Source organism: Pseudomonas sp. P65(2024) (genome assembly GCF_057480955.1).
This window is the reverse complement of record NZ_JBLIYX010000011.1, coordinates 19,129-41,830: the sequence shown is the minus strand read 5'-3', so window position 1 is coordinate 41,830 and position 22,702 is coordinate 19,129. Positions and strand designations below refer to the sequence as shown.

Here is a 22,702-nt window from a genome sequence, read left to right as displayed (position 1 = left end):
AGACAGACATGATCCTAGACTTCACCACCCTCTTCGCGGGTAAACCCGCGAAGAGGGCAAGACCGATCATTCAGTATCTGCTGCTCACGATCCTGCTGATGACTTCGATGCCCCTCTGGGCCGCCGACCCGCGCGAGCTGGACTGGCCCGCCCTGATCCCCGAGGGCGCGCCGGTCATCCCGCCACAACTGACGCCCCTGCACGATCTGTCGCAGATCAGCGACGCGCTGTCCGCCGAGGCCGCCCCCGCCGCCCGCCAGCAGGCGCCCAACGCGCCGGTGGTGAAAGCCCTGGACGGCCAGCAGGTGAAGATCCCCGGCTACATCGTGCCGCTGGAAGTCAGCGACGAAGGCCGCACCACCGAGTTCCTCCTGGTGCCCTACTACGGCGCCTGCATCCATGTGCCGCCACCGCCGTCGAACCAGATCGTGCATATCTTCAGCGAGATGGGCGTGCGCATCGAAGACCTGTACCAACCGTACTGGATCGAGGGCACGATGCAGGTCAAGGCCAGCAGCAGCGAACTGGCGGACGCCGGTTACCAGATGGAAGCAGAGAAAATCTACGCTTATGAGCTGAAGTGAGCATTGCGTCACCCCGATAGCACGGCTTCTTTGAGCTGGGTCAAACTTTCTGTTTAGTCAGCTTCGTACCATTGGACTACTCGATTACTCACGTCCTCTGGGAGCTTCCATGAACAAGTCCTTGCTCGGTGCCTCGCTCGTCGCGTTGGCGCTTGCAGCCCCTGTCGCCCACGCCCACCAGGCGGGGGATTTCATCCTCCGCGCCGGCGCCATCACCACCGCGCCCAACGAGAACAGCGGCGACATCAAGCTCGACGGCGCCAAGGTCTCGGGCACCAAGGCGACTCTGGACAGTGACACCCAGCTGGGCCTGGCCTTCGCCTACATGCTCACCGACCACATCGGTCTCGAGCTGCTGGCCGCCACCCCGTTCCAGCACAAAGTCGGCGTCAAGGGCCTCGGCCCTGGCCTGGACGGCAAGCTGGCCGACATCAAGCAACTGCCGCCGACCCTGTCGCTGCAGTACTACCCGATGGCGCCGTCCTCGAAGTTCCAGCCATACGCCGGCGTGGGCATCAACTACACGATGTTCTTCGATGAGGACCTGACCAGCGACCGTAAGGCCCAGGGCTTCAGCAACATGAAGCTGAAGGACTCGGTCGGCATCGCCGGCCAGTTGGGCATGGACTACATGCTCACCGACAACCTGCTGCTCAACGCCGCGGTCTGGTACGTCGACATCGACACCAAGGCCAGCATCGATGGCCCGAGCGCCCTGGGCGTCGGCAAGACCAAAGTCGACGTCGATGTCGATCCGTGGGTCTACATGGTCGGTATCGGCTACAAGTTCTGATCCGCAGGCGCGCCTGCTCCCTCTGGAGCGGGCGCGCCACGCATCGTCTCGACGCTCCAGAGATACCCCCAATAGCCCCAGGCCAGCGCGCTTATCCCCGCCCCCACCCCGCACACCGCCACCCAGCCCCACTGTCCGTAAACCCAGGTCGCCACGACCGCCCCTACCCCGCTGCCGAGCGAATAGCAGCACATGTAGGCGCCGATCAGCCGGCTGGCCATCTCGCCGCGCCCCGCCAGCAGCAGGCTCTGGTTAGTCACGTGCACCGCCTGCACGGCCAGGTCCAGCATCAGAATCCCGACTACCAGCGCCAGCAATGATTGCTCAAGGTAGGCGATGGGCAGCCACGACAGGGTCAGCAGACCCAATGCCCAGCCAGTCACCCGCCGTCCATGTCCGTGATCCGCCAGACGCCCGGCACGCGATGCCGCCAGTGCCCCCGCCACGCCGGCCAGACCGAACAGCCCGACTTGCGTGTGATCCAGTGCCAGTGGCGCGGCGCTCAAGGGCAGCACCATCGCACTCCACAGCACGCTGAACGCCGCGAACACCAGCACCGCGAACACACCGCGCTCACGCAGCAGACGGTCATGTCGATACAGCCGCAGCACCGATGCCAGCAACGCCCGATAGCGCTGCCTCTGCCCCTGCGGCCTGGCGACAGGCAAGCGCCAGGCGAGCAGCCCCGCCATTGCCAGCGCAAGCACCGCCGCCAGGCCATACACACCCTGCCAGCCGAGCAGGTCGGCTACCGCGCCTGATACCAGGCGCGCCGAGAGGATGCCTAACACCACGCCGCTGGTCACCGTGCCCACTACTTGCCCTTGTTCGGCGGGCGTGGCGAGCGTGGCGGCATGCGCCACCATCACTTGCACCACCACCGCGGCCAGGCCGATCAGGGCCATTGCGACCAGCAGCAAGGCCCAGTCCACGGCAAAGGCTACCGCCAGCAAGGCACCGGACGAGACCAGCAACTGGCCGAGGATCAGCCGCTTGCGATCGACCAGGTCCCCCAGTGGCACGATCATCAGCAGCCCCAAGGCATAGCCAGCCTGGGTCATTCCCACTACCAGGCCGGCGCGGGCGCTGCTCACCCCAAGGCTCGCCGCCATCGACTCCAGCAGCGGCTGGGCGAGATACACCGTGGCCACGGCCAGTGCGCAGGCGGCTGCCAGCAACAACGTCAATCCACGGGTGAGCGTCGACATCGAAGACTCCCTTTCAATTCTAGTTTCAATTTAAAACCACATAACTAGCTTCTTAACAAAAGTGGTTTTATTCTGCAACCAGATAGACACCCAAGGATCGCGCCATGCTCGACGAGAACAACCAGCAATGCCCCGTGGCCCGCGCCCTGGAGGTGATCGGCGACCGTTGGGCGCTGTTGATCCTGCGCGATGCCTTTGACGGCCTGCGCCGCTTCAGCGAATTGCAGAAGAACCTGGGGCTGGCGAAGAACATCCTCGCCTCGCGCTTGAAGCTGCTGGTGGAGGCGGAACTGCTGGTGCAGCAGCCGGCCTCGGATGGCAGTGCCTACAAGGAATATGTGCTGACCGAACGGGGGCGCTCGGTGTTTCCGATCGTGATCGGCTTGCGCCAGTGGGGGGAGCGCTACCTGTTCACGGCGGGGGAATCACGCTCGCAGGTGGTGGATGATCGTGGCCAAGGCCTGGAGACGCTGCAGGTGCGGGCCCGGGATGGGCGGGAGGTGCGGCCGGAGGATTGCCGGCGGCGGGTGGTCCGGCATTCGTGATGCCATCGCGGGGCAAGCCCGCTCCCACCAGCCCCCATGGCGACGTGGGAGTGGGCTTGCCCCGCGATGGGGATTCAGACCTTGCCGAGCAACCGCGCCAGCCCCTCGACGAACGGCGTCGGCTCAGGGAACGCGAAACGCGCCAGCAAGCGCGAATTGTCTGCCCGCGAATGGCGGATATCGCCCGAGCGGGCCTGACCGTAGCTGACCGCCGGCAAACCGCCCACCACCTGCTCCAGTGCCTTGAGCAACTGGTTCAGCGAAGTCGCCTGGTTCAGGCCGATATTCACCGCGCCCTCTTCCACCACCGGCTGTTCAAGTGCCTGCACCATCACCTGGACCAGATCGCCGACGAACAGGAAGTCGCGGGTCTGCTCGCCATCACCGAACACGGTGATCGGCGTACCCTGGATGGCGCGCTCGCAGAAGATGCTGATCACCCCCGAATACGGCGAGGAAGGATCCTGGCGCGGCCCGAAGATATTGAAGAAGCGGAACACCACCGGCTCCAGCCCATGCTGGCGGCGGTAGAAGTCCAGGTACTGCTCGCTGGCCAGCTTGTCCACCGCATAGGGAGTCAACGGTGCCTTGGGCGTGTCCTCGGCAATCGACTGGCCTTCGCCATTGTTGCCGTACACCGCCGCGCTGGAGGCGAACAGCACGCGACGGATGCCATTCAGGCGCATCGCCTCGCAGACATTGAGCGTGCCGATGAAGTTGCTCTGGTGGGTCTTCACCGGATTTTCCACCGAGGCCTGCACCGAGGCTACCGCAGCCAGGTGCACTACCGCCTGGCAACCAGTGGCGGCACGGGCCACCAGGGCGGCGTCGGCGACATCGCCTTCGAGCAGTTCAAGACGCGGATGGCCGAGCTGCAGGTTGCTGCGCTTGCCGGTCGACAGGTCGTCGAGGATACGCACCGCGTAGCCTTTCTCCAGCAACGCATCGCACAGGTGGGAGCCAATGAAGCCGGCACCGCCGGTGATCAGGATGGGGGCGTCAGCCATGTCGGTAGAATCGGTCCAGTAGGGGCGGCAAGCCGGCGCGCCAGGCGCGGGGCTTGATGCCGAAAGTGTGAAGGATCTTCTTGCAGGCCAGCACCGCGTGCTGTGGCTCCTCGCTGGCATCCGGGCGGGCGGCGTGGGCCTGGGCGGTCGGCGCCTGAACGGCCAGCTTGCGCCACTGGGTGGCCTCGGTGAGGATCGCCTGGCCGAGCACCAGCGGCGTGGTAGCCTCGTTGCCAGCATAGTGGTAGGTGCCCCACAGCGGCGCCTGGCAATCGAGCTGCTTGAGCACCGAGAGGATCACCCGCGCGGCGTCGTCCACCGGCGTCGGGTTGCCGCGGCGGTCATCGGCCAGCAGCAATTCCTGGGGCTGTTCGGCGCGGGTCAGGAAGCGCCCGAGCGCGCCGTCGATGCTTTCGTCCAGCAGCCAGCCGAAGCGCAGCAGCACATGCTGCGGGCAGGTGGCGCGCACGCTCTGCTCGATGCGCCAGAGCGCCTGGCCGCGCAGGCCGAGTGGCACCGGCTCGTCCTTCTCGCTGTAGGCAGTGGCGCGCGAGCCATCGAACACACGGTAGCTGGACGGTTGCACAAGGATCATCTCGTGGTGCTGGCACAGCTCGGCGAGCCGCTCCACCGCCCGCTCCTGCTGGGCCAGGCGTTGCTCGCTGACGGACTCGGCCTGGAACCAGTCGAAATAATAGGCCAGGTTGACCACGGCGTGCGGACGTTGCTCGTCGAGCAGCAGGGTCAGGCTGGCCGGATCCCAGCCGTTTTCCGGCGGGCGAGGCGCCAGGAAGGCGATATCTTCCTCGGCCCCAAGACGAATCAGCGCTTGCCCGAGGGCATTGCCACCACCCAACAGCATCAGGCGCATACGCATAGAGTCAACAGGTCCGGTTGGTCGATGGAGGAAAGGGGTTCATTTTGCTGTTTCCGACAGGGGAAGTCCAACCCAGGCAAGGCCTGGCGCGCGCCGCGTGGCGATTGGCACCGGTCGGGGCGGTATTCCGCCTTTGCCGACAGCTACTTATACTGCGCCAGGCCTGTTCAAGGAGATCAACATGGATGCCGAACTGAACACTGCACAGCGCGCCAGATGGCAATTCGACGAGCCCGCGCCCGGCCCGGAGCGGTTCATTGACGAGGATTTTGCCGACTATCGCCAGCAGGCACGCCTGCTGCTGCCAGACGCCGAGCGTGCCCCCTCGGTATTCGTGGTCGGCGGCGCACGCTCCGACTTCACCCGCCTCAACCCGTTGCTCTACCGCCTCCAGCAGCAGGGCATCGGCTCGTTGACCGGCAACCTGTCCGGCCACAGCCTGGCCAGCGAACCAGGGGCCAAGGACGCCTCGTTGGACATCAACCTGCAGGAGGCCTTGCGCTTTCACCGGCATCTGGACACGCGCAGCGACACCCTGGTCGGCCACAGCCTGGGCGCGTCCATAGCCCTGAAGCTGGCCGCCCAGCGCCCCAGCGTGCGCAAGCTGGTGCTGATCTGCCCGGCGGTCTACCCCGACGCGGCCCATGCCGCGCCCTTCGGGCCGGCCTTCAGCGAGGCCATCCGCAAGCCTTATGCCTTCCTCGACTGCGACAGCTACGCCTTCCTGCGCCAGTTCCAGGGCCGCGTGCTGCTGGTGATCGGCGAATACGACGGGCTCAACTCCAGGGTCCACGGCCAGGGGCCCGGCACCTCGGCCGGTACCCGGCGGCTGGCGGGCGTCGAGCGCTACAGCCCGATTCCCGAGGAGGTCACCCACGCGTTGCTGCGCTCGGTGCCGGCGCCCCATGTGGAGTGCCTGATGCTCACCGACTGCGACCACGGCATCGCCGCGCACCTGCGGGCCCGGCCGGAGGTCGCGGACCAGGTGGCCGATGCGGTGGCGGCGTTCATTCTCGACTAGTCCTGCGGCGCCCGCTCCCAATGCGCGGCCAATGATGGCTCACTCGATCTCGAACAACCCGTTGCTGACCATCCCCGCGCTCAGCCGATCACGGATGTCGTCATCGATGCGCGGATCGTCCGGGCGGTACAGCTTGATCTGCCGGTAGGCGTTGATGCGGTTGATCTCCTCGCCCAGGTATTCCCACACCACCCGGGTGCACGCCGGATTGCGACGGTCACCGCTGGAAACCCCGGTCTTGAGGCCGTTCAGGCGGCTGATGCGGCTCTTGAAGCTGGGGATGAGGATCGTCTGGCTCATCTCGTTGAAGGTCAGCGACTCGTAGTCGATCAGGAACATCCGGTCCTGCAGCTGGAACGCCGCGCCCAGGTAGCGGCAACGCACCTCGGCGTGCTGGTCGAGGCCGCTGCTGCGCTCCTGGCGTTCCTGGCGCTCGAACAAAAAGCTGCCGCGCTCCTCCCACAGATGCACCAGCGATACCAGGATCGAGCCCGGCACCGACATGCAGTTGGAATATTCGAAGTAGTAGCCGCAATAGCGCGACAGGTTGCCGGCTTCTTTATGCAGCGGCCTGAACAGTTCGCTGATCGGGTCGTCCTGAGGACCGACACGCTGTTCCTGGGTGCGTGCGCCGATCAAGCGGGCGAACTGTTCGGCCGGCAGACCCAGCTCGTAATCCTCGACGCCGAAGAAATCGCCGATGCGTTTGAGGTTGTAAGCCGTCGGACGGCTCTGACCGCTCAGGTACTTGTTGAACTGCGCGCGATTGATCGACAGCTGCCGGCAAACCTCGGAGATAGAGCGGTAGTGGCTACAGGCCAATTTGAGGTTGATAGCGAAATGATCGCCCATGATGCGCAGGTCCGGATGATGCGAGTGACGCCATTCTAGCATCAAGTCGCACCAAAACGGAGCAACCCGCGAAATTGTAACCACAGTTGTCATAGCCAACCATGCGCCCCCAATGAAAAGCGGTGCGCCTGCCGCCCGCTGGTCTTTCCACGCGAAGAATAAGAATCGAGGTCATTTTCCAATGCTCGAAGCACTCAACGATTTCCTCTCGGGGAAACTGCTCATCGTGCTGATCGTCGGACTCGGCGGTTACTTCACCATCCGCTCGCGGTTCGTCCAGTTCCGCCATTTCGGCCACATGTTCGGTGTCTTCAAGGAATCCCTTCGCGGCCAGGCAGGCCAACTGAGCTCGTTCCAGGCCTTGATGCTGAGCCTGGCCGGTCGCGTCGGCGCCGGTAACATCGCCGGTGTCGGTATCGCCGTGACCCTCGGTGGCCCGGGCGCCGTGTTCTGGATGTGGGTCACCGCGCTGGTGGGCATGTCCAGCAGCTTCTTCGAATGCACCCTGGCCCAGGTCTACAAGCGCGCCGATGGCGATGGCCTGTACCGCGGCGGCCCGGCGTACTACATCCAGCACGGCCTGAAGCTGAAAAGCATGGCGATCGTGTTCTCGATCCTGCTGCTGGTCACCTACGGCTTCGCCTTCATCGGCCTGCAGTCGTACACCGTGACCCACTCGCTGCAGAACGCCTTTGCCTTCGATCCGAAACACACCGGTATCGTCTTGGCAGCCCTGCTGGCCCTGACCTTCATCGGCGGTATCAAGCGCATCGCCGCAGTGTCCGACCTGCTGGTACCGGTCAAGACCCTGGCCTACATCGGCGTGACCCTGTACGTGATCGGCACCCAGATCGAACACGTCCCGGCCATGCTGGAAACCATCTTCAAGAGCGCCTTCGGCCTCGACCCTGCGTTCGCTGGCCTGCTCGGCAGCGCCATCGTCATGGGCGTGAAGCGTGGCGTGTTCGCCAACGAAGCAGGCCTGGGCAGCGCGCCGAACGTCGCCGCCGTGGCCGCCGTGAAGCACCCGGGCGCCCAAGGCGTAGTCCAGGCCTTCAGCGTGTTCCTCGACACCTTCGTGATCTGCACCTGCACCGCGCTGCTGATCCTGCTGTCGGGCTTCTACACCCCGGGCTTCGAAGGTGACGGCATCGTCCTGACCCAGAACTCGCTGGCCGCCGTGGTCGGTGACTGGGGCCGCATCTTCGTCAGCGTTGCGCTGTCGCTGTTCGTCTTCACCTGCATTCTCTACAACTACTACCTGGGCGAAAACAGCCTGCAGTTCCTCAGCCGCAACCGCTCCGTGCTGATGACTTTCCGCGGCCTGGTACTGGCGCTGGTGGTGTGGGGTTCGACGCAGGACCTGTCGACCGTGTTCGCCTTCGCCGACATCACCATGACCTGCCTGGCATTCGTCAACCTGATCGCCCTGGCCATGCTGTTCAAAGTCGGCCTGCGCGTCATGCGCGACTACGACGCTCAGCGCAAGGCTGGTATCAAGCAGCCAGTGTTCGACTCCAGCAAGTTCACCGACCTGGACCTGGACCGTGCCGCCTGGCCGGCCAATCCGCAGGCTGAAACAGCCACTGACAAAGCCGCCGTTCAGGCGCACGCTCAGCGCTGATATTCTCCCCTGCCCCAGCCGCCCCGTCCGTGGGCGGCTGCCTCTTCCTTCGCTACATCGCTACGGAAAATTCCCATGCGTGCAGTCAAGAATCTTCTCGTCCTTTACACCGGTGGCACAATCGGCATGCTACAGACCGCCGAAGGCCTCGCGCCGGCCGGTGGCTTCGAAGCGCGCATGCGTGACCACTTCGCCAACTGCGGCGACGCGCCAAAGGTGCACTGGTCGCTGCGTGAGCTGAACCCACTGATCGACAGCGCCAACATGCAACAGGCCAACTGGCTGGCGATGCGCGATGCCATCGTCGAGGCGGTCGAGCGTGATGGCCACGACGGCGTGCTGGTGCTGCATGGCACCGATACCCTGGCCTACAGCGCCGCGGCCCTGTCGTTCCTGTTGCTGGGCCTGCCAGCACCAGTGCTGTTGACCGGTTCCATGCTACCGGCCGGCGCGCCGGACAGCGATGCCTGGGCCAACCTCGTCGGCGCCCTGAACCTGTTCGAAAACGGCCTGGAAGACGGCGTGCAGCTGTACTTCCACGGTCAGCTGCTGCACGGCTGCCGCGCCTCGAAGTTGCGCAGCGAGGCGTTCGACGCCTTCACCGTGCTACCTCGCCATCGCGAGGGCGAACACACTTCTGAGCTGCCGACCCGCCTGGACTACCGTCAGCCACGCCAGCCGGTCAAGCTGGCGGTCATGCCGGTGTTCCCTGGCCTTGCCGCCGAACATCTGCGTGGCCTGTTCGACAGTGGCATCCAGGGGCTGGTGCTGGAGTGCTACGGCAGTGGCACCGGCCCGTCCGATGACCAGGCACTGCTCGACGTGCTGCACGACGCCCGCCAGGGTGGGGTGATGATCGTTGCCATCAGCCAGTGTCCGGAAGGTTCGGTGGTATTCGACACCTATGCCGCTGGCAGCCGCCTGCGTGACACCGGGCTGGTCAGTGGCGGTGGCATGACCCGCGAGGCGGCGCTGGGCAAGCTGTTTGCGCTGTTGGGCGCAGGGTTGGACGTGCAGGCGGCGGAACATTGGTTCGCGCTGGACCTGTGCGGCGAGCGCGCCTGACTCGCAGATCGTCCGTTCGCCATCGCGGGGCAAGCCCGCTCCCACAAATCCGTGGGAGCGGGCTTGCCCCGCGATCGTTTCAGCCTCTGGAAAAGTGGCGGAAGGCAGCGGGAGTCGAACCTGCCCGGGAACGGCTGCCGTCCCCAACCGGGTTTGAAGCCCGGCCGCGCCACCGGGCGCGATTGCCTTCCTTGAAATCAGGGCCCGCGTTACGGCTGGGCCAGGGCGCTGTCGACGCGGATATGACGCAGGTCGCCAACTCGTCGGGTCAAGCCAACGCGGTCGAAATACTCGAGAATCTGCACAGTGCGCTTGCGACCGATGGCCAAACCATCGCGAAACGCCGCGACCTGCACTATCGGCGATGTCTCGGCCTGACGCAACAGCAGCTCTGCCATGCGCTTGAACGTCGTCTCCGGGTAAAACAGGTCACGCACCACCTGGTGCACCAGGCCCAACCGGGCAAGCTTGCGCAACAGCAGGCGCACGTCAGCCTCGTCGCAGCCCTCCTCGCCGGCCAGGGTCCGCACCCAGGGCGGATCGAACTCGCCCGCCAACAGGCGGGGCAACAGACGCGCCCACAACGCGGTATCCGCCTCGCTCAGCTGGACCCGGTGATCCGGCAGGTGCAGCCACGGGCCACTGCTGCTGATCGCGCCTTCGCCCAGCAACTCATCCAACAGGCTGACAAACGCAGGCCGCTCCAACGGCAATGCGGTAAAGCGGCGCAGTCGGTCACGGTCCGGGCCAAGCTGATCAGGTTCCTGTTCATGGAACTGCGCCAGGCGCTCCAGCACTTGTCGCTTGAGCGCCTGCCACTGTAGGCAATCGAACAGCAACTGACCTTGACGCGTGGCAATCACCAGCACCGCATCCGGCAACTGCCAGGTCTCACGCAGGCGATTGAACTGACGCTCCAGACGCCGGGGCTCGAGCCCGCCCGGGGCTGCCTCCAGCAAGGCCGGCAACGCCCGCTCGAGGCCGTCGGCATTGCGCAGCACCTGCAACTGGCGCAAGCGCGCCTCGCTGCGCCGCTGCCGGCTCGGGGCGAATGGATCGAGCACACGGCCACCACCCAGCGTGCGCTGGGCGCGCTGGTCGCGCAGAACCAGACGATCCCCATGCACTGCCTGCAACGGTGCATTGAGCAGCAGTTGGGCGAACATGCGCTGGCCGGCCTCGAGCCGTTCCCCTTCGAGCAACGCGACCCGGGCAGTGACATCCTGGGTCCCCAGGTGCACGTGCACCGCGCTGAAGTGCTCGAACACGCGTGCTTCTCCGGCCAGCAAGGTGAGGTTGATATCCACTCGCACGCTGGGTGCATGCAACCACTCAGGTAGCAGCCAGTCGCCGCGATGTACCTGTTCGGCCGAGAGCTTTTCCGCGCTGATATTCAATGCCACCCGCTGCCCTGCCTCGGCGACCAATGCCGCCTGGTTTTGCGCGTGCAGGCCACGCACCCGCACAGGTTTGCCTACCTTGCCCAACAGCAAGGTGTCGCCGACGCTGACCCGCCCGGCCAGCGCCGTGCCGGTGACCACCACCCCTGCCCCGGAAACCGCGAAGGCCCGGTCCACGGCCAGGCGGAAACCGCCGCGCACGCTGCGCTGGCGAACATGCGCCTCGGCCGCCAGCAAGGCCTCGCGCAGGGCGTCGATTCCCGCGCCGGACAGGCTCGAAACCGGAAATTGCCTGGCCCCGGCATAGGGCCCAGGCGCGAGCAGTTCGGTGACCTGGGCCTGGACTTCGATCAACCGCGCCGGCTCGACCCGGTCGCATTTGCTGATGACCACCAGCGCCTGGGGAATACCCAGCAGTTCGATGATCGACAGGTGCTCACGAGTCTGCGGCATCACCCCGTCGTCGGCGGCCACCACCAGCAGCACCAGGTCGATGCCATGGGCGCCGGCAAGCATGTTGTGGATAAAACGCTCGTGGCCAGGCACATCGATAAAGCCTGTCAGCGGCGCGCCTTCAGCCAACGGGGCATAGCGGTAGCCAAGATCGATGGTCATGCCCCGGGCACGCTCCTCCTGGCGTGTGTCGCCGGCTTGGCCGGTCAGGGCCTGGAGCAGCGCGGTCTTGCCGTGGTCGATGTGGCCGGCGGTACCGACGATCACTGCACCGGCCCCAACTGCAACGCCGGCAGTTGCGCCAGCCACTGGACCTCATCGTCCAACTGGCGCAGGTCGAGCCACAGGGCATCGTCATCGATGCGGCCGAGCACCGCCACCGGCAGGTCGCGCAGCGCCCGCTCCAACACATGCAGGCTGCGCCCGCGCAGTTTCTTCGACACCTGCGGGCGCAGGCACAAGGCCGCGCTGGGCAGGCGCGCCACGGGCTGGCTGCCGCTGCCGATCATGCCCAGGGCCGGTTCGACGCTAACCGTCCATTGCGTCCCCAGCCGTGCGGCCAGTTCAGGCGCCAGGCGCTCGGCCTGGGCGGCGATCTCGGCCTGGGGCCGGGTGAGCAGGCGCAGGCTCGGCAGGCGCTCGACCAGGCGGTCCGGGTTGCGATACAGCGCCAGCACGGCTTCGAGTGCCGCAAGGGTGATCTTGTCGACCCGCAGGGCACGCTTGAGCGGATTCTTCTTGATCTTCGCGATCAGCTCCTTGCGCCCGACGATGATCCCCGCCTGCGGCCCGCCGAGCAGTTTGTCGCCACTGAACGTGACGATGTCGGCGCCATCGGCCAGCGCCTGGCGCACGGTCGGCTCGGCCGGCAAGCCCCAACGGGTCAGGTCGAGCAGGCTGCCGCTGCCCAGGTCTTCAAGCAGCGGCAACTCATGAGCATGAGCGATGCGCGCCAGTTCCGCGGTAGGCACCTGGGTAGTGAAACCCTGGATGCTGTAGTTGCTGCAATGCACGCGCATCAGCAGGCCCGTGCGCGGGTTGATCGCGGCTTCATAGTCGCGGGCGTGAGTGCGGTTGGTGGTGCCGATCTCGTGCAGCTTCACCCCCGCGCGAGCCATGATGTCGGGGATACGGAAGGCACCGCCGATCTCGATCAGTTCGCCCCGGGAGATGATCCCTTCCTTGCGCGCGCCCAGGCTGTTGAGCGCCAGCAGCACGGCGGCGGCGTTGTTGTTGACCACGGTGACGGCCTCGGCGCCGGTCAGCTCGCGGATCAGGCTTTCGATCAGGTCGTCGCGGTCGCCGCGCTTGCCGGTGTTGAGGTCGAACTCCAGGTTCAGCGGATAGCGGGCGGCGGTCTGCATGGCCTCGACCGCTTCCTCGGGCAGCAAGGCCCGGCCCAGGTTGGTGTGCAGCACCGTGCCGGTGAGGTTGAACACCCGGCGTACCTGGCTGCGCTGCTGGATGGCCAGGCGTTCGCCGGCTCGGCCCAGGAGCACTTCGGCGGTCAGTTCGGTGGCACTCAGTTGGCCGAGGCGAGCAGGCTCGCGCAGGTCGTCGAGCAACTGGCGCAGGGTGGCCAGCGTGGCGTCACGACCATGACGGTCGATCAGCGGGGCGCAGGCCGGATGGCGCAGCAAGGTGTCGATGGAAGGCAGGCGTGGGGTGTCGCTGGCGAGGGTTGAAGACATCAGTACTACCTTAAACAAATCCGTTGTCTGTTCCGGCCTCTTCGCGGGCAAGCCCGCTCCCACAGGTACTGTACGCTTCCTGTGAGAGCGGGCTTGCCCGCGAATCAGGCGACTCGGTATTGCAGTGTAGACACTACCCCGGCGCCAACAGCAGGTTCGGCGCCAGCCGATGGAAACCCTCCTCGTCCAGGCGCATGTCCAGCGCCAGGCTCGCCAGGTCGTCGGCCAGCGGCTCGGCCGCGGCGTCGTTCTCCAGGTAGCACTGCTTGAGGTAGCTCTGGCACCCCGGGCAGCACTCGGCGCGCAGCGGCGCCTTGCCCGGCGCGTGGCGGTCATCCTCGAGGTTTCTGTAGCGCAGGTCCTTGCTCGACTCGCAGTACACGCACTTGACCCGCACCACATGCCATTCGCAGGCACACAGCGAGCAGGCCAGGTAGCGCAGGCCATTATGCTTGCCACGGTTACGCACTACCCCGGCCATGGCCGGCGATCCACAGGCTGGGCACTGGGCCAGGCTGCCCGCTGGCTTGAGCTCAGGCGCAGGCAAGGCCAGCAGCCAGCTGGACCACGCCGCCTGCAACGCGGCGCCAATGAAGGGCACCAGCGCCGCCGGCACTGCATCGTACTGGCCACCGAGCAGGGCGATAGCCCAGCCCTTGCGCTGGGCATCGTCGCTGCCACGCAACGCATCCAGCGCCTCGGCCAGTGGCCCGTCGGATGCGGTCTCGAAGCGCTCGAGCAACGCCTGCAACCAGACCAACCAAGGCCCTTCACGCACCAGGCTGTCGGCCGCCAGGGGCGGCAAACCATGACTTATACACAGGCGCTGGCGCTCTTCGGCCACCGGTAATCCCGCAGGCGGGTTATCCACAAGCTGCTGCTGAATCCGGCACAGCCGGGCCATCAACCGCAGGTAATCACCCAGGGCGTTACCCTCGGCCAGTTGCTCAAGCCGTGTGGCGCGCACCTCGAAGAGGTGGGCGGCGGGCAGGTGCAGAAACGGCGGCATCACTGCCGACGCTTCGATCTGTCCAGGTTCGAGAATCGTGCTCAAACGGTCATCCTTCTTTTCCACCGTGGTTGTGTGGCGACTTGTCGCCGGTCACTTCCCGGTACCACAGTTCATGGTGCTTGCGCGCCCAGGCGCGGCTCACCCAGCCATGCAGCATGGCGCCGATCGAACCCTTGATCCAGATCCCGGCATAGATGTGCACGATGATGCTGAGGATCAGCACGAACGCCGCCAGGGCATGCAACAGCGTGGACAGGCGAATGACCTCGATACCGAACCAATGGCTGAAATACGCGCGCCAGATCACCACGCCGCTGACCAGCAGCACCAGCATGCAGGCCAGCAAGGTCCAGAACAGCAGCTTCTGCCCGGCGTTGTACTTGCCGACCGGCGGCACGCCCTCTTCCTTGTTGAGCATCACCCGGTCGATGCGGCGCAGCCACAGGCGGTCGTTGGCGGTGATGAAGTTGGCGCGCCAGAAGCGCAGCACCAGCCCGAGGAAGAACACGAACATGCCCACGCCGATGAACGGGTGAAGGATCCGCGTCCACGGCCCGCCGCCAAACAGGTGGCTGAGCCAGAACAGTGCCGGATGGAACAGCGCCAGCCCCGAAAGGCCGGCCAGCACGAACAGGATCGCCACGACCCAGTGGTTGCTCCGTTCGTTGGCGTTGTAGCGCAGGATAGGCTTGTTGTCATTCATGGCCGCTGCTCCCTCTGCCCGCCCGGGCGGTTCGGATCATAGACATGCACCGCCGGGTCGACCTCGTGGACCGTGTTATCCACAGGCGCCGGGTGTTCGTCCTCCTCGACCCGCTGCGGCCCCACGCGTACATAGTGGAAGAACCCGGCCAGCACCGCCGCGCCCATGGCCAGCAGCGCCAGGGGCTTGCTGAAGCCCTTCCACAGCCCCACCAACGGGCTGATCACCGGTTGGTCCGGCAGGCCGGCGTAGATCCTCGGCGTGTCGGCGTGGTGCAGCACGTACATCACATGGGTGCCGCCGACGCCATCCGGATCGTACAGCCCGGCGTTCTCGTACCCCCGCGACTTCAGGTCGACGATGCGCTCGTCGGCATGCACCTTCATCTCCTCCTTGCTGCCGAAGACGATCGCCCCGGTCGGGCAGGTCTTCACGCAGGCCGGCTCCAGGCCCACGCTCACGCGGTCGGAACACAGGGTGCACTTGTACGCCTTGTGATCCTTCTGCGAGATGCGCGGGATGTTGAACGGGCAGCCGGTGATGCAATAGCCGCAACCGATGCAGTGGTCCTGGTTGAAGTCGACGATACCGTTGGCATGCTTGATGATCGCCCCCGGGCTCGGGCAAGCCTTCAGGCAACCGGGCTCGGCACAGTGCATGCAGCCGTCCTTGCGGATCAGCCACTCCAGGTTGCCGTCGTCGCGCTCGTGCTCGGTGAAGCGCATCAGGGTCCAGGTCTCGGCGCTGAGGTCCTGGGGGTTGTCGTAGGTGCCGTGGTTGTGGCCGACCTCGTCACGCAGTTCGTTCCACTCCGAGCACGCCACCTGGCAGGCCTTGCAGCCGATACACTTGGTGGTGTCGATCAGCTTGGCGACTTCCTGCTGCTGGCGTACCGAGGGCGGTACGGTGGTGGTGGCCGAGCGGGCGATGATGTCTTGGCTGGCCATCAGAGTTTCTCCACTTTGACGAGGAACGACTTGGACTCCGGCGTCTGCGTGTTGCCATCACCGAGGAACGGCACCAGGGTGTTGGTCAGGAAGCCGTGCCGCGTGCTACCGGTGAACCCCCAGTGCAACGGGATGCCGATCTGGTGCACGGTCTGGTTGTTGACCTGCAGCGGACGGATCCGCTTGGTCACCACCGCCACCGCGTCGATATAGCCGCGCTTGCTCGACACCCTTACCCGGTCGCCGGCCTTGATGCCCTTCTCGTTCGCCAGCACCTCGCCGATCTCGACGAACTGCTCGGGCTGGGCAATGGCGTTGAGCCGGCAATGCTTGCTCCAGAAGTGGAAGTGCTCGGTCAGCCGGTAGGTGGTCGCCGCATGGGGGAACTCGTCGTGGGTGCCGAGGGTGTCCCACACCGAATCGAAGATCCGTCCGGCCGGGTTGCTGGTGGCCTTCTTGTTCTGCGGATGCAGCGGGTTGATACCGATCGGCGTCTCGAACGGCTCGTAGTGCTCAGGGAACGGCCCCTCGGCCATCTTGTCGATGGCGAAGAACCGCGCCACGCCCTCGGGGTTCATGATGAACGGATTCATCCCCGCTTCCGGCGGCGAGTCGACCTTGAAGTCCGGCACGTCGGTGCCGGTCCAGGCCTTGCCGTTCCACCACACCAGGCGTTTCTTCTCCGGATCCCACGGCTTACCCTGCGGGTCGCTGGAGGCACGGTTGTAGAGGATCCGCCGGTTGGCCGGCCAGGCCCAGGCCCAGTTCTGCACCTGGTGCATGCCGTACGGGTCGCTGTTGTCGCGCCGGGCCATCTGGTTGCCCTGCTCGGTCCAGCAACCGGCGAAGATCCAGCAGCCCGACGCGGTGCTGCCGTCGTCCTTCATCTGGGCGAAGCCGGCCAGTTGCTGACCGGCCTTGAGCGTGGCGCCGGTGGCGTCGGTGAGGTCGCTGACCGCCCAGCCGTTCATCTCCTTGGCCAGCTCTTCGGGCGAAGGCTCTTCCGGGACCTTGTACGGCCAGCTGAGGTTGAGCATCGGGTCGGGATAGGTGCCGCCTTCGGCCTGGTAACGCTTGCGCAGGCGCAGGAACAGCTCGCTCATGATGTGCACGTCGGTGCGGGTCTCGCCCGGACCGTCGGCGCCCTTCCAGTGCCACTGCAGCCAGCGGCTGCTGTTGACCAGCGAGCCGTCTTCCTCGGCGAAGCAAGTGGTGGGCAGGCGGATCACCTCGGTCTGGATGTTGGCGGTGTCGACGTCGTTGAACGCGCCGGCGTTGCGCCAGAACTCGGAGGTCTCGGTGGCCAGCGGGTCCATGACCACCAGCCACTTGAGCTTGGCCAGGGCCGCGGTGACGCGGTTCTTGTCCGGCAGCGCGGCGATCGGGTTGAAGCCCTGGCACATGTAGCCGTTGACCTTGCCCTGGCCCATCATCTCGAACATGCGCAACACGTCGTAGGCCGGCACGTCGAGCTTGGGCAGCCAGTCGTAGCCCCAGTTGTTGGCGGCGGTGGCGTTGGCGCCGTACCAGGCCTTCATCAGGCTGACGTGGAACTTGCCGTAGTTCTGCCAGTACGACAGCTGCCCCGGCCGCAGCGGCTTGGAGGCGCGCTTGTCGATGTAGGCGGCGTAGTCCTGCTCGGCGTCGCCGGCCAGGGTGAGGTAGCCCGGCAGCGAGTTCGACAGCAGCCCCAGGTCGGTCAGGCCCTGGATGTTGGAGTGCCCACGCAAGGCGTTGACCCCGCCCCCCGGCATGCCGACGTTGCCCAGCAGCAACTGCACCATGGCCGCGCTCCGGATGATCTGCGCGCCGATGGAGTGCTGGGTCCAGCCCAAGGCATAGAGGATCGTCATGGTCTTGCCCGGTGTCGAGCAGGTGGCGATCTCTTCCCAGATCTTCATCATCTGGTCCTGGGGCATGCCGCAAGTCATGCTCGCCAGTTCCGGCGTGTAGCGGCTGTAGTGCTGCTTCATCAGCTGGTAGACGCAACGCGGGTGCTGCAGCGTCGGGTCGACCTTCGCATAGCCGTCCTCGCCCAGCTCGTAGCCCCACCCGGACTTGTCGGCGTACACGCGCTTGGCCGCGTCGTAGCCGCTGAACAGCCCGTCCTCGAAGCCATAGTTCTCTTTGACGATAAACGACACGTCGGTGTAGTTGCGCACGTACTCGTGCTGGATCTTGTCGTTGCTCAGCAGGTAATTGATCAGCCCGCCCATGAAGGCGATGTCGCTGCCGGTACGGATCGGCGCGTAGTAATCAGCCACCGAGGCGGTACGGGTAAATCGCGGGTCGACCACGATCAGCCGCGCCTTGTTGTGCGCCTTGGCTTCGGTCACCCACTTGAAGCCGCACGGGTGCGCTTCAGCGGCGTTGCCGCCCATCACCAGGACCAGGTTTGCGTTGGCGATGTCAGACCAGTGATTGGTCATCGCGCCACGGCCATACGTCGGGGCAAGACTTGCCACCGTCGGGCCGTGTCAGACACGCGCCTGGTTATCGAACCCCAGCATGCCCAGCGAACGGATCACCTTGTGCGTCAGGTAGCCCGCTTCGCTGGAAGCGGCGGACGCGGCGAGAAAGCCGGTGGTGAGCCAGCGGTTGACCGTCTGGCCCTGGGCGTTCTTCTCGATGAAGTTGGCGTCGCGGTCCTGTTTCATCAGCTCGGCGACGCGGTCGAGGGCTTCGTCCCAGTCGATGCGGGTCCACTCGTTGCTGCCCGGCTTGCGCACCTCGGGGTACTTGAGGCGGCTGGGGCTGTGGATAAAGTCCAGCAGGCCGGCGCCTTTCGGGCACAGGGTGCCGCGGTTGACCGGATGGTCCGCGTCGCCCTCGATGTGGATGATATTCTGTTTGACGTTCTTGCCCGCGTCACCCTGGCTGTACATGATCAGGCCGCAGCCGACCGAGCAATAAGGGCAGGTGTTACGGGTTTCTTTGGTATGCGCCAGCTTGAAGTGGCGCACCTGCTCGGCGAACGCGGGTGTCGGGGCCATGCCCAACGCCGCAAGGCTCGAGCCTCCAAGGCCGACGGCGGCGACCTTGAAGAATTGCCGACGGTTGAGATCCATCGTGCACTCCTGATCAGGTTCTCGGGCGCGCGGGACTTGGCCGGCGCCTCAGGGACTTCACGGTGACGGTGGACAGACACCGCCAACTGTTAAGCCTAGTCAAGAATCTGCAAAGCGCGATGATCTGGATCAGGCGCAAGGCAAATCGCCGCCTTATCCATACAGATGCAACAGGACCGCGCCCGCCAGCACCAGGAGCACCCCGACGATCTGCAGCAGGGACAGGCGCTCACGGTAGAACAGGAAGCCGAGAATGGCGGCGATGCCTCCGGACAAGGTACTGATCACCGTGACGACTGCGATCGAGCCATGCAACGCGCCCCAGGAAAACGCCGAGAAGCCTCCCAGGTTGAAAAGGCTGGCTCCACACAAGGTCCCCCAGGTCTTGAGCCTGACCGTAACCTGGTTTCGAAACATTCGCAGTGCTTCAGGCAGCAGGAACAGAACCCCCACCCCGTAGCCCAGCGCCAGCATGTTCACCGGCCCCAGCACTGGCAGGGCGTACTTGCCCTGAACCCAGAAGCTGACGCCATACAGCAGCGCCGCCAGCAGGGCGAAGCCGACCGACAGCCGACCGTCCGCAGGCGCTTGCCCACTGCCGCCCTTTGCCTCACGGCTGGCCAGGACCACACCCAGAAAGCAGGTCAGCAACCCGAAGATCTGCCAGGTGCCCAGCGTCTCGCCGCCCAGCCAGGCGAGCAGCGTGGTGAACACGCCATAGGAAGTCACCAGCGGCGCCACCACCGAGGTCTTGCCGATCGCGAACGCCTTCGAAAGAGCCAACGCGCCGCTCAGGGTACACAGCGCCGCCAGGCAGGCGAGCAGCAGCACGCTCGCCGGGGCCGCGACCATCTTGATGAGTTGCTGGGAAGATACGGCAATGATGAGCCCCATCAATAACAGGCCCAACAACTGTCCGAAGAATACCGCCCGCTTTACCCCGACCGCCCGGGCATTCATGCCGACCAGAAAGTCGGTGGCTCCCCAGAGTACGGCCGCCAGCAGCCCCATGAGCACATCCATGTCTCGGTTCCTGAATGGGAGGAGCGTGACGATAGCCATCGTCAGTTCCAAAGTTCAAGCCACATGACGGCATTCAAGAACAGCACTACGTCGCTATCGGAAACGTACTACGTCGCGAAATATCCTGTGCCTGTTAGGTTAACGGGCCACACATGGACGAGGCTCACGGGCATGAGCATCAAGTACCTTTTGACCACTCTCTTGATTGGCACTTCGGTGTTCCTTCAACCCACCGTAGCGGCGACGGCAGACAATGTTCACACGCCTCCCACCACGCAGCAGATCACAACCGAGCGAGCACGGAGCATGGCCGATGCCGCAGAACGTGCCACCCGCGCCCAAGGCTTTGCCATTGTCATCAGCATCGTCGACAACCACGGCAACCTGAAGTACTTCCACCGCATGGATGGCACCAGCAGCGGCAGCATCCAGGTCGCGCAGCTCAAGGCAGAGACATCCGCCCGCTTCCCTCTGTCGACCCGCTCGCTCGGCGAGCGCAGCACCGCGCTGCCGGCCAATCCCTACGCCTCGCTCCCCGGGTTCACCCTGCTGGAAGGCGGCCTGCCGATCATGGACGCGAACGGCAGGCATATCGGCGGCATCGGTATCAGCGGAGCAACGCCGGAACTGGACGCCCAATTTGCCAGAACGGCACTCGAGGAAGGCTGACGCCTTGTCAGAGCACCGGCTTCAGACAAAAAGAAACCCGCTTCAGGTATGAAGCGGGTTTCTTGTTTCAGCTCCGTTTTCGCGGGAGGCAGCCATGGCGCCTCCTGGAAGTATCAGAACGGAATATCGTCGTCGAAGCTGTCGAAGTCAGCGGCTGGCTGCGGAGCCGGTTGTTGCGGCGCCGGGCGCTGTGGCGCCTGCTGCGGACGCGGAGCCTGCTGACGAGGAGCCTGGTTGTACTGCTGCTGGCCACCTTGGTTGTAGTTGTTACCACCACCTTGGTTGTATTGGTCACCACCACCCTGCTGACCCTGCGGACGACCGCCGAGCAGCTGCATGGTGCCGTTGATGTCGACGATGATCTCGGTGGTGTAGCGCTTGATGCCGTCCTTTTCCCACTCGCGGGTCTGGAGCTTGCCTTCGATGTAGCACTGCGAACCCTTGCGCAGGTACTCGCCGGCAATCTCGGCAACCTTGCCGAACAGCGACACACGGTGCCACTCGGTACGCTCGACCTTCTGGCCCGACTGCTTGTCGGTCCACTGCTCGCTGGTGGCCAGGCTCAGGTTGGTCACGGCGTTACCGTTGGGCAGGTAGCGGACTTCGGGATCCTGACCGCAGGTACCGACCAGAATGACTTTGTTAACCCCACGGGCCATAACGTTCTCCTAGGCTTCGCACGCCGCAGAGGCTGGGTTCACCAGACGCTCGAGGGTCGCACGGTCCAAAATTTTCGTATCCAGTTTGATATAGATGGCGGCTTCTTCTGCCACCACCACGGCGTCGGTCACACCCGGCACGGCCATCAGGCGCTCGGTCAGCCCGGCTTCCCGGACCGCTTCCGGCGTCAGCGGCATGCGCAGGCTGGTCACGTACGGCGGCTCGTTCATGCGCAACGCAGTGAGCAGCCACAGGACGCACAACACGGCACATCCCAGGAACACCATGCTCAAGCCACCGTGCTGGAACAACCAGCCACCGAGGATGCCTCCCAGTGCGGCGCCGAGGAACTGGCTGGTGGAGTAAACCCCCATCGCCGTCCCCTTGCCACCGGCAGGCGACACCTTGCTGACCAGCGAAGGCAAGGATGCCTCCAGCAGGTTGAATGCAGTAAAGAATACCACGGTGCCGATCACCAGTCCGCGCAAGTTGTCAGCCCACTGCCAGAAGAACACCTCCACCAGCAGCAGGACACTGACCGCGCCGAGCAACACGCGTTTCATCTTGCGCTTCTTTTCCCCGTAGATGATGAAGGGGATCATTGCAAAAAATGAAACCAGCAACGCGGTGAGGTACACCCACCAGTGCTGTTCCTTGGGCAGCCCGCCGCGCTCGACGAACGCCAGGGGCAGCGCCACGAAGCTGGCCATCAGGATCGCGTGCAGCACGAAGATGCTGATATCCAGGCGCAGAAGGTCCGGATTGCGCAGGGTCGGGCCGAGGGCCTGACGGGCGACACCGGACTCACGATGGGTCAACACATTGTGCGAACTGGGCACGACGAAGGCGATCAGGCCGATGCCGAGCAGGGCAAGTCCTGCGGTGGCAAGGAACAATCCTGACAAGCCAAAGGCGCGAGTCAACAGCGGGCCGACGACCATCGCCACGGCGAACGACAGGCCGATGCTCATGCCGATCATGGCCATGGCCTTGGTCCGGTGCTGCTCGCGGGTCAGGTCGGACAGCAACGCCATCACTGCCGCGGAAATCGCCCCCGCGCCCTGCAGGATACGCCCGGCGATCACGCCCCAGATAGAATCGGCCTGGGCCGCCAGCACGCTGCCCAGGGCGAAGATGATCAACCCCACGTAGATCACCGGGCGGCGGCCGATGCGGTCGGAAATCACTCCGAACGGAATCTGCAGCACGGCCTGGGTCAGGCCGTAGGCACCGATGGCCAGACCGATCAGCGCAGGCGTGGCGCCGGCCAGGTCCATGCCGTAGGTGGCCAGCACCGGAAGTACCATGAACATGCCCAGCATACGAAAGGCGAAGACCAGGGCCAGGCCGCTGGCAGCGCGGGTTTCGCTGCCACTCATGCGCTCGTTGTGGGTGTCGTGCATGGATTAACCTCGTGTGAACCGGCGGCGATTCTATCAGTCCGACGCCTTGGCGGCATATACGCGACGCTTTGCCGCGTAATGGCAGCGCGCCGTATAC

Annotated in this window: 20 protein-coding genes and 1 tRNA gene; 7 read left to right on the top strand and 14 right to left on the bottom strand. The window is 65.1% G+C overall.

Annotated features, from left to right (window positions below; genetic code table 11):
- Positions 1 to 98: 98 nt before the first annotated feature.
- Positions 99 to 584 (top strand): DUF3299 domain-containing protein, encoded by a 486-nt coding sequence (locus AC25MA_RS16015; RefSeq protein WP_486972207.1) that lies wholly within the window; start codon positions 99 to 101, stop codon positions 582 to 584.
- A 109-nt stretch (positions 585 to 693) separates the two neighbouring features.
- Positions 694 to 1,377, top strand: a complete 684-nt coding sequence (locus tag AC25MA_RS16010) for an OmpW/AlkL family protein (RefSeq protein WP_028690266.1) — start codon at positions 694 to 696, stop codon at positions 1,375 to 1,377.
- Here AC25MA_RS16010 and AC25MA_RS16005 read toward each other — a convergent pair.
- Positions 1,365 to 2,585, bottom strand: a complete 1,221-nt coding sequence (locus tag AC25MA_RS16005; protein ID WP_279153079.1) for an MFS transporter — start codon at positions 2,583 to 2,585, stop codon at positions 1,365 to 1,367. The two genes, AC25MA_RS16010 and AC25MA_RS16005, sit on opposite strands and share 13 nt — an antisense overlap.
- Positions 2,586 to 2,689: 104 nt before the next feature.
- Here AC25MA_RS16005 and AC25MA_RS16000 point away from each other — a divergent pair, with 104 nt between their 5' ends.
- On the top strand, positions 2,690 to 3,130 hold the full coding sequence (locus AC25MA_RS16000; protein ID WP_088851506.1) for a winged helix-turn-helix transcriptional regulator: 441 nt from the start codon (positions 2,690 to 2,692) through the stop codon (positions 3,128 to 3,130).
- A 74-nt stretch (positions 3,131 to 3,204) separates the two neighbouring features.
- Here the strand turns inward: AC25MA_RS16000 and AC25MA_RS15995 are convergent, their stop codons facing one another.
- Positions 3,205 to 4,137, bottom strand: coding sequence for an NAD-dependent epimerase/dehydratase family protein (locus AC25MA_RS15995; protein WP_088851507.1), 933 nt, complete (start codon positions 4,135 to 4,137; stop codon positions 3,205 to 3,207).
- Entirely contained in the window at positions 4,130 to 5,014 is an 885-nt protein-coding gene (locus AC25MA_RS15990; RefSeq protein WP_028690262.1) for a sugar nucleotide-binding protein, read from the bottom strand. The genes AC25MA_RS15995 and AC25MA_RS15990 overlap by 8 nt, the downstream gene beginning before the upstream one ends.
- Positions 5,015 to 5,195: 181 nt before the next feature.
- On the opposite strand from AC25MA_RS15990, the gene AC25MA_RS15985 reads away from it, so the two are divergent.
- On the top strand, positions 5,196 to 6,035 hold the full coding sequence (locus tag AC25MA_RS15985) for an alpha/beta hydrolase (RefSeq protein ID WP_062361868.1): 840 nt from the start codon (positions 5,196 to 5,198) through the stop codon (positions 6,033 to 6,035).
- Positions 6,036 to 6,074: 39 nt separating this feature from the next.
- Here the strand turns inward: AC25MA_RS15985 and AC25MA_RS15980 are convergent, their stop codons facing one another.
- Entirely contained in the window at positions 6,075 to 6,887 is an 813-nt protein-coding gene (locus tag AC25MA_RS15980; protein ID WP_028690260.1) for a helix-turn-helix domain-containing protein, read from the bottom strand.
- A gap of 181 nt (positions 6,888 to 7,068) precedes the next feature.
- Here AC25MA_RS15980 and AC25MA_RS15975 point away from each other — a divergent pair, with 181 nt between their 5' ends.
- On the top strand, positions 7,069 to 8,511 hold the full coding sequence (locus AC25MA_RS15975) for an alanine/glycine:cation symporter family protein (protein WP_028690259.1): 1,443 nt from the start codon (positions 7,069 to 7,071) through the stop codon (positions 8,509 to 8,511).
- Positions 8,512 to 8,586: 75 nt separating this feature from the next.
- Positions 8,587 to 9,576 (top strand): asparaginase, encoded by a 990-nt coding sequence (locus AC25MA_RS15970; RefSeq protein ID WP_028690258.1) that lies wholly within the window; start codon positions 8,587 to 8,589, stop codon positions 9,574 to 9,576.
- A gap of 95 nt (positions 9,577 to 9,671) precedes the next feature.
- On the opposite strand, the gene AC25MA_RS15965 is transcribed toward AC25MA_RS15970, so the two are convergent.
- The 8 genes from AC25MA_RS15965 to AC25MA_RS15930 all read right to left on the bottom strand — a co-directional run bounded on the left by AC25MA_RS15965 (position 9,672) and on the right by AC25MA_RS15930 (position 19,873).
- A tRNA-Sec gene (locus tag AC25MA_RS15965) sits at positions 9,672 to 9,767 on the bottom strand.
- Positions 9,768 to 9,785: 18 nt separating this feature from the next.
- Entirely contained in the window at positions 9,786 to 11,696 is a 1,911-nt protein-coding gene (gene selB / locus AC25MA_RS15960) for a selenocysteine-specific translation elongation factor (protein WP_486972223.1), read from the bottom strand.
- Complete coding sequence (selA, locus tag AC25MA_RS15955) at positions 11,693 to 13,120, bottom strand: L-seryl-tRNA(Sec) selenium transferase (protein ID WP_279153080.1); 1,428 nt, start codon at positions 13,118 to 13,120, stop codon at positions 11,693 to 11,695. Before selA ends, selB begins: the two co-directional genes overlap by 4 nt.
- A gap of 133 nt (positions 13,121 to 13,253) precedes the next feature.
- The gene (fdhE, locus tag AC25MA_RS15950) at positions 13,254 to 14,174 is read right to left on the bottom strand and encodes a formate dehydrogenase accessory protein FdhE (RefSeq protein WP_349739025.1); all 921 of its coding nucleotides are present in this window, start codon (positions 14,172 to 14,174) and stop codon (positions 13,254 to 13,256) included.
- A gap of 4 nt (positions 14,175 to 14,178) precedes the next feature.
- A complete protein-coding gene (locus AC25MA_RS15945; protein ID WP_028690254.1) occupies positions 14,179 to 14,835 on the bottom strand; it encodes a formate dehydrogenase subunit gamma in 657 nt (218 codons plus the stop codon).
- The gene (gene fdxH / locus AC25MA_RS15940; protein ID WP_349739024.1) at positions 14,832 to 15,782 is read right to left on the bottom strand and encodes a formate dehydrogenase subunit beta; all 951 of its coding nucleotides are present in this window, start codon (positions 15,780 to 15,782) and stop codon (positions 14,832 to 14,834) included. The genes AC25MA_RS15945 and fdxH overlap by 4 nt, the downstream gene beginning before the upstream one ends.
- Positions 15,782 to 18,850: a formate dehydrogenase-N subunit alpha gene (gene fdnG, locus AC25MA_RS15935; protein ID WP_139121029.1), complete on the bottom strand. Its 3,069-nt coding sequence runs from the start codon at positions 18,848 to 18,850 to the stop codon at positions 15,782 to 15,784. Before fdnG ends, fdxH begins: the two co-directional genes overlap by 1 nt.
- Before the next feature lie 153 nt (positions 18,851 to 19,003).
- On the bottom strand, positions 19,004 to 19,873 hold the full coding sequence (locus AC25MA_RS15930) for a DMT family transporter (RefSeq protein WP_028690250.1): 870 nt from the start codon (positions 19,871 to 19,873) through the stop codon (positions 19,004 to 19,006).
- Positions 19,874 to 20,044: 171 nt separating this feature from the next.
- Between AC25MA_RS15930 and AC25MA_RS15925 the strand changes: the two genes are divergently transcribed.
- On the top strand, positions 20,045 to 20,542 hold the full coding sequence (locus tag AC25MA_RS15925) for a GlcG/HbpS family heme-binding protein (RefSeq protein WP_197866268.1): 498 nt from the start codon (positions 20,045 to 20,047) through the stop codon (positions 20,540 to 20,542).
- A gap of 113 nt (positions 20,543 to 20,655) precedes the next feature.
- Here AC25MA_RS15925 and AC25MA_RS15920 read toward each other — a convergent pair whose 3' ends face one another.
- Together AC25MA_RS15920 and AC25MA_RS15915 are read right to left on the bottom strand one after the other, a co-directional pair.
- The gene (locus AC25MA_RS15920) at positions 20,656 to 21,201 is read right to left on the bottom strand and encodes a single-stranded DNA-binding protein (RefSeq protein WP_028690243.1); all 546 of its coding nucleotides are present in this window, start codon (positions 21,199 to 21,201) and stop codon (positions 20,656 to 20,658) included.
- Positions 21,202 to 21,210: 9 nt separating this feature from the next.
- Positions 21,211 to 22,605, bottom strand: coding sequence for an MFS transporter (locus AC25MA_RS15915; protein WP_062361853.1), 1,395 nt, complete (start codon positions 22,603 to 22,605; stop codon positions 21,211 to 21,213).
- Positions 22,606 to 22,702: the final 97 nt, after the last annotated feature.